Genomic DNA, 6,445 nt, shown 5'->3' with positions numbered 1-6,445 from the left:
GTGCTCCGAACAGGGTCACAGACCGGCCCACCCATTGCCACAGCTAAAGACTGAGGGAGTTGAGCCGTCAGCCCCGGCGTAGCCGGGGCTGATCCCCCCGAGTTACACCACTCCATGGGACGCCGCTGAGCCACGCGATTTATCACCCAGGTCACGCTCTATGCACTTGAGCTGGGTGTGGCGATTGCCCAGACCTCGTTTGATACTGGAGAGTTCCACGAGCGCGTGGCCCTGAAAGCTTTGCTGAGCACCCTGGAGCTGGAAGGTGTGCTGATCCAGACGGATGCGCTGCACACCTCACCCGCGTTTTACAACTCGCCGCTGAGCAGGGCGCCGACTTGCTCCTGACGGTCAAGAACAACCAGCGCCGGCTGTATCAGCAGATCGTCTCCCAGTATCGCGGAAACCGGCACTTTCCTGTGGTGATCAGTGATTTCAAGGCCAGCCCCGGCCGCCAAGTGCGCTGGACTCTCCGTGCCCGCAATGCCACAGGCGCCATCCGTGAGCGCTGGGCTGGCGCCAGCTGGATCATCGAGCTGGTGAGTACCGGCCGGCGTGACGGCAAGCCGTTTCACCACGTGCACTTGTTCATCACCACCCTGCGCACCAGCCCAAAAGCCCTACTGCGGCTGGTTCGGCAGCGCTGGGCTATCGAAAACCAGTGGCACTGGCCCCGCGACACGCAGCTCGGCGAGGACTCTCAGCGTTACACACATCGCAACGGCGTGCAGGTTTTGGCTCTGCTGCGGACATTTGCCCTCAACCTGCTGCGCTGCAACGGTTTCCGATCTATCCGTGCTGGCCTGATGGCGGTGGCGCATGACATATGCCGAATGCTCGGCTTGGTCGGGCTAAGAGCCACCGCAACGGGATGAAATGACTTTCAGTCAGCCCTGATGCTTACCCACCCGAATGCTCGGCTGACACCCCTCGGTCGTGAACCGTTGTTGCGACGACACATTCACGAATGGCGCCCTCTCTCGCTTCTCACGGCGGAGGCTGGGATCGACCTGCGAATGGCCTATAAGTTGCTGGTCCTCTACCGCTCAGGTGGTTTAGCTGCCTTGGTGAATTGACGCAGTGTTCGCTGCACCCACCGGCGGAGGCTTAACTGCAGCACGCTGTCGAGCACCGCCATGAGCCCTGCCTCCGTCGTGTCGCCCGTGTATTGTCGGCACCGCTTTTAGCCGTGGGTAGGGTGTTCAACGACTTGGGTCTCGGCCGGCTCACGAATCTGCAGCCCGCAGAGCCCTTTCGCCGCTACCAGTGGGCCAACTCCGGCGACATGATCCATGTCGTCATCAAACATATGGCCCGTTTTCAACCCATCGGGGACCTGATCACCGGTGATCTGCGTCTTGGATCCAGCTTTGGCACTGGCTATGAGAAAGTTCATGTTGCCATTGACGATGCCACTCGCCCTGCATACCTCTAGTTGCTGTCGGATGAGAAGCAGGCCATGGCCGTTGGTTTTCTGCTGCGGGATGTGGACTGATTTGAAGCCCAAGGAATTACTTGCAAGCGTTCTCCGATAACGGCAGCGCCTAGGAGCGTGTTGCACATAGATCAGGGCGCGGCCTCTCCACAGACGCCCTGAAATCTGCCCAGATCCCAGTGGCAGCAATGAATCTGGGCGAGAGAATCGGGCATGGTCAAGCCCAAGTCGTTCCGCCCCTGGAACCCCGAGCAGACGCTGCTGCTGCCGCCATCACCAGTGGACTGGTTGCCAGAGAACCACCTGGTGTTCTTTTTGCTGGATTTGGCCGGCGAGCTGGATCTTGAGGAGATCCACGCCGTCTACCGGCAGAAGGATCCGCGGGGCGAGAAGGCCTACGAGCCGCGAATGATGGCGCTGCTGCTCCTGTACGCCTATTGCGTCGGGCTGCCCAGCTCCCGCAAGATCGAGAAGGCCTGCTGGGAAGACGCCGCCTTCCGGGTTCTCACCGGCAATCAGCAGCCTGACCACAGCCGGATCAGTGATTTCCGCCGCCGTCACCTGGCTGCCCTGGCCTCCCTGTTTGTTCAGGTGCTGCGGCTCTGCCAGAAGGCGGGGCTGGTGAGCCTGGGCCATGTGGCTCTGGACGGCACCAAGGTCAAAGCCAATGCCAGCAAGCACAAGGCCATGAGCCACGAGCGGATGCTGAAATCCGAGCGGCAGCTCGAGGCTGAGATGCGAGCGCTACTGCGCAAGGCCGAGCTGATCGACGCTCAGGAAGACGGCCAATACGGAAAGGACAAGCGGGGCGACGAACTGCCCAAGGAACTGCAACGCCGTCAGAGCCGGCTGGAGTGGATCCGCAAGGCCAAGGCTGAACTGGAAGCAGAAGCCGCTGCTGCCAAGGCTCGTCAACGCGAGGTGCAGGCGAGCGAGGCAGAAGCAGATGCTGCTGCGGCAGAAGCCAGTGGTGACGCCCAGCTCAGAGAGCAGGCATCACGCCGCGCTCGCGGTGCCCGTAAGCGAGCGAATGACACGCAGAAGCTGGCGCTCCAAACGGCACAAGCAGCAGGGCTGGAATCACCGGTGCTCACGGGAGATCTGGATCCCGTGGCGATGCCGCAGCGACAGCTCCCGACCGATGGCATCGGCAACCCCAAACCCCAGTCTCAGCGCAACTTCACTGACCCCGACAGCCACATCCTCAAAGGCGCTGACGGCTGGATCCAGGGCTACAACTGCCAGGCCGCGGTCGACAGTGACCACCAGATGATCGTGGCGATCGGCGTCAGCAACCAGCCCAGCGATGCGGTTCACCTGCTGCCCATGCTGGAGCGAATCCAGGCCAACACTGGGGAGCTGCCGGATGCCTTGATTGCGGATGCCGGCTACTGCAGCACCGCCAACCTGGAAGCCTGTGAGGGGAAAGGGCTGAATGCCTACATCTCCACCAGCCGGCAGCAGCACGGCAAGCAGCCCCGGCCATCAAGGGGTCGACCACCCAAAGACCTCGATGCCAGAGGGCGGATGGAGCGGAAGCTCAGATCCAAGGCCGGCCAAACGATCTATGCCGTGCGCAAAACCGTGGTGGAACCAGTCTTTGGGCAGATCAAAGGGGCCAGAGGCCTGGATCGGTTCCGATTACGGGGTCTGGAGCAGGTGAACGGGGAATGGGCCCTGATGGCCACCACCCACAACCTTCTCAAGTTGTTCCGGGCATCGCTGGCAACGGCCTGAGGTCCTGGTTCATGTCGCCACGGCTGCAATCGGATATTCCGGAATCACAAGAGCTCAATCACCGCTTCCTGGCCTCAGCGCAACGTGCGACACGCTCCTAGCGCTCTAATCACTGGAGAGAAGCCTGCATAACCCTGAGACCGACGCCAAACACTGTCGGCCCTACACACCCAGAACCAACGTCAAAGCCGAGCGGCTTATCAAGACCCTGCTAGCTGAATGGGCTTACTCCATGCCGTTCCAGATCACAAGTGAACGTGACGTGACCCCCTTCGTTGGTCCAGGTGTAATGAGAGTGGGTGGTTATGCAGCAGCTGCTTGAGCTGCCTCCAGGGGCGTACGCCCCTGGAGGGCCGAATGCGGCCTGAGGGTGTTGTACTCCCAGCGCCAGCGATCAGCCAAGGCCTGGGCCTCTGCCACCGTGGCGAACAGCTCGGTGTTGAGGAACTCGTCCCTGAATCTGCCGTTGAACGACTCGGCAAAGCCGTTCTGCCAAGGTGACCCTGGCTCGATATACGCCGTAGTGGTGCCGCTGGCCTTGCTCCAATGCCTGAGGGCATGGGCAATGAACTCGGGCCCGTTGTCGCTGCGGATGAACGCCGGTGCGGGATAGATGCTGGTCAGCTCCTCCAGCACGGCCACTACGTCCTTTGCCTTGCAGCGTCTGCCCACTCGGATGGCCAGGCACAGCCGGCTGTGCTCGTCGATCACGTTCAGGAGCTTGAGCCGCCGCCCGTCTGCGGTGGCGTCGAACTGGAAATCCATCGCCCAGACCTGGTGGGGGTGTTCGGCCTGGTGACGACGCACTGATCCATCAGCGGGCCGGGCCCGCTTCTGCTTTCTGGGAGTGGGCCTCTGCAGGCCCTCCTGCCGCCAGAGGCGGTGCACCCGCTTGTGGTTCCCCGACCAGCCCTCGCGCCGCAGCAGGCGATAAGCCATGCGACGGCCCCAGCGGATCTGCTCAGCGGCGATCTCGCGAAGGCGACTCCGGAGCTTGGCCTCCTCGATGTCGACGACTCGGCTGCCATGGCGCTGGGTGCTGCGGTGCTGGCCCACCACCCGGCAGGCGAACCGCTCCGATGCCCGGAACCGGGTGCGCAGAGCCTCAATAGCTCTGCGACGCCGTTCCGGGCTCAGAAGTTTCCCTCGGCCAGCTCCTTGAGCATGGCCTTCTCCAGCTCAGCTTCTGCCAGAAGCTTCTTGAGTCGGCCGTTCTCCTTCTCCAGCTGAGTGAGCCGTTTGGCTTCCTCGGCCTGCATCCCGCCGTACAGCTGACGCCAGCGGTGGTAGGTGGGCTGAGAGACCTCCAGAGCTCGACTCACGTCGGCGACGGTCTTGCCCTGGGCGATCAGCTGCTCAGCAGTTTTGAGCTTGCGGATGATCTGCTCGGGCGTGTGGCGGATTCGTTTCATGGTGGAGTCCCCGGCCCAGTCTGGCCGGATGAAGACTCTCATTCACCGTGGACCGATTCCCAGGGGCCACGTCAAACGGAACCGGTGGTTTTCGCGCTATCTGGCGAACTATAACGGCCGCAGGTACCATATGGCCTTGTCCGGCCGCACTCCCGATCAGCAGATTGGGCTGTTACGGGCTACTTAATGACTAGGTGAGAAATCACCAGTTGCATATTCGGGAACTATCGCAAATCCTAAATTTGTCACAAGCCTTTTTGCCGGGGCTCGAGCATCGGTTCAATTCTTTGGAATTGGCCCTCTTACTGCTCGGAAGCAATTCTTCAGAAACTATTTTTGACATGATCAGGTTTCACAAGATCTTTTCTCATTCCCAGATGCGTCGAAGGGTCTCTTCCCGTTTGGTACCCGCTGCTGGTGTCGGTCCTTGGCATCATGGACAAATGCGAGAGCCGGCGCTTTTTCGGGTGTATTGCTCGTTGCTAGCACAATTTGCTCACAGACTCCCTTGGGATAGAGCTCAAACGTCCTCCGTCGGATTCCGTCTTATGCTATTTATTCCTCCAGCTGGATGTCACTGCCGATTGCGGCGACATCCAGGACTCGACTATCGATCATATCCCAGGTGCATCAGTAGATCATGACCAGCTTAACCGTGATGGCCATATCCTGATCGTTTTGATGGAGTCCAACAGTGGAGGCGGTTCAGCCTTCATCGCTTACGTACTGCTTTATTCGGCTGGGTTGGATGTGTTGCTCGCTCAGATCTTATACGCCACCACTAAATACCACATGCATTACTTGCTCGAGAAGCAGATCGGAGAGCTTGACCTTGGGGGCGTGCTTATTGATGCAACCGCGCTTTTCGCGCAGCAAGCATGTCTGTTTAGTTTACAAAGCAGATGCCTACTTCCAGGTGCCTCTTCATCCAAACCTGAAGACGCTCGACCGGCAGATCGACGATCAGTTGATCGGAAGGCGCCACATACCATTCATCGCACCGATCAGAAATCGCCCGTGGCCGTGTCACCCGCTGGATCTTGAGTGATGAACGCCAGAGCAAATTAAAGACAACTTAAACTGCAATAGCTGGAGCGCCGAGATTTTCGCCAACGGGTTCAGCCACGGGAAGCCTTGTGCCCACCCACCTGTTCACCATAAACCTCCACACCACGCCAGAGGCATTGCCGCTGCTGCTGAGAGAGCACCGCTGTCAGGAGCTGCAACTGGTTCTCCGATACTAAGCTGCGATAATGCTAGTGACATTACTTCGGCAGCGTTCCCGCCATCATGGAAGCCCTATGCACCCACCCTTTTAATTTACTCTATCTGTCCGGCCTTCACTCGATCCGAGACAAGCATCATGCAGTGATGTATGACATCAACTCATTGCTGCCGACGTCGCTACATCAACCAGAACCTATCCTATCACCTGATATATTATCAACTATGGTAACCGCTTTCCAAGCAATTAACGTCAAGCTGACGGTACTATGAATAGAACGTTCTCGACCCCTAAGGCCAAATCACAGATTTTAGGCCGCCCCACTTGCCCAGCCGGACCTAAATCCGTCGCTCTGATCTCGTGAACCTCTGACAGCCATACTGAGTCGATTCTGATCAGCTTTCAGGAGGCAAAGACCCCGCTATGTCTAACGTAAACCTCGAACAACTAGAGCCACTTTGTGGCGCAAGGTCTATTGATGATTTTGACTTTCTTGATGTTTTCCATGTCGGTGACTTTCAGGAAAGTTGTCACTCCTGGGCTGCTATTCAGGCGGCCTGGATTAAGGGTAGCGCCAGGGTCGGGTTTGGCTCCTCTGTTGGCTTATTGATCCACACTTCTGCCGGCTGACTCCAG

Annotated in this window: 6 protein-coding genes and 1 pseudogene; 5 read left to right on the top strand and 2 right to left on the bottom strand. The window is 59.1% G+C overall.

Features of this window, described 5'->3' with window-relative positions; translation table 11 throughout:
- The first annotated feature begins 177 nt into the window (after positions 1-177).
- Genes KBY65_RS13815 through KBY65_RS13805 form a run of 3 tightly spaced genes read left to right on the top strand, consistent with a single transcriptional unit; the run spans position 178 to position 1,076 of the window.
- Entirely contained in the window at positions 178-348 is a 171-nt protein-coding gene (locus tag KBY65_RS13815; RefSeq protein ID WP_255001975.1) for a hypothetical protein, read from the top strand.
- Entirely contained in the window at positions 339-875 is a 537-nt protein-coding gene (locus tag KBY65_RS13810; protein ID WP_255001974.1) for an ISAs1 family transposase, read from the top strand. Before KBY65_RS13815 ends, KBY65_RS13810 begins: the two co-directional genes overlap by 10 nt.
- A gap of 21 nt (positions 876-896) precedes the next feature.
- The gene (locus KBY65_RS13805) at positions 897-1,076 is read left to right on the top strand and encodes a leucine zipper domain-containing protein (RefSeq protein ID WP_255001973.1); all 180 of its coding nucleotides are present in this window, start codon (positions 897-899) and stop codon (positions 1,074-1,076) included.
- Positions 1,077-1,183: 107 nt separating this feature from the next.
- Here KBY65_RS13805 and KBY65_RS13800 read toward each other — a convergent pair whose 3' ends face one another.
- On the bottom strand, positions 1,184-1,507 hold the full coding sequence (locus KBY65_RS13800; RefSeq protein WP_255001972.1) for a hypothetical protein: 324 nt from the start codon (positions 1,505-1,507) through the stop codon (positions 1,184-1,186).
- Positions 1,508-1,648: 141 nt separating this feature from the next.
- Between KBY65_RS13800 and KBY65_RS13795 the strand changes: the two genes are divergently transcribed.
- Entirely contained in the window at positions 1,649-3,172 is a 1,524-nt protein-coding gene (locus KBY65_RS13795) for an IS1182 family transposase (protein ID WP_255001971.1), read from the top strand.
- A gap of 157 nt (positions 3,173-3,329) precedes the next feature.
- Positions 3,330-3,431, top strand: a pseudogene (locus KBY65_RS14155) (IS481 family transposase); the annotation flags it as partial.
- A 44-nt stretch (positions 3,432-3,475) separates the two neighbouring features.
- On the opposite strand, the gene KBY65_RS13790 reads toward KBY65_RS14155, so the two are convergent.
- A protein-coding gene (locus tag KBY65_RS13790; RefSeq protein ID WP_255001970.1) for an IS3 family transposase occupies positions 3,476-4,584 on the bottom strand; the annotation gives its coding sequence in 2 pieces (ribosomal slippage) (positions 3,476-4,320 and positions 4,320-4,584; 1,110 coding nt in all).
- Between the last annotated feature and the right edge of the window lie 1,861 nt (positions 4,585-6,445).

The organism is Cyanobium sp. Alchichica 3B3-8F6 (genome assembly GCF_024346435.1).
Taxonomy (GTDB): Bacteria; Cyanobacteriota; Cyanobacteriia; order PCC-6307; family Cyanobiaceae; genus Cyanobium_A.
Note: the sequence above shows the minus strand (reverse complement) of the source record. Positions and strands in the feature narration are given on the sequence as shown.

Bases quoted from the DNA above. Each gene is read 5' to 3' on its own strand.
- KBY65_RS13805 (WP_255001973.1), top strand. From the start codon at position 897: ATGCTTACCCACCCGAATGCTCGGCTGACACCCCTCGGTCGTGAACCG.
- KBY65_RS13795 (WP_255001971.1), top strand. From the start codon at position 1,649: ATGGTCAAGCCCAAGTCGTTCCGCCCCTGGAACCCCGAGCAGACGCTG.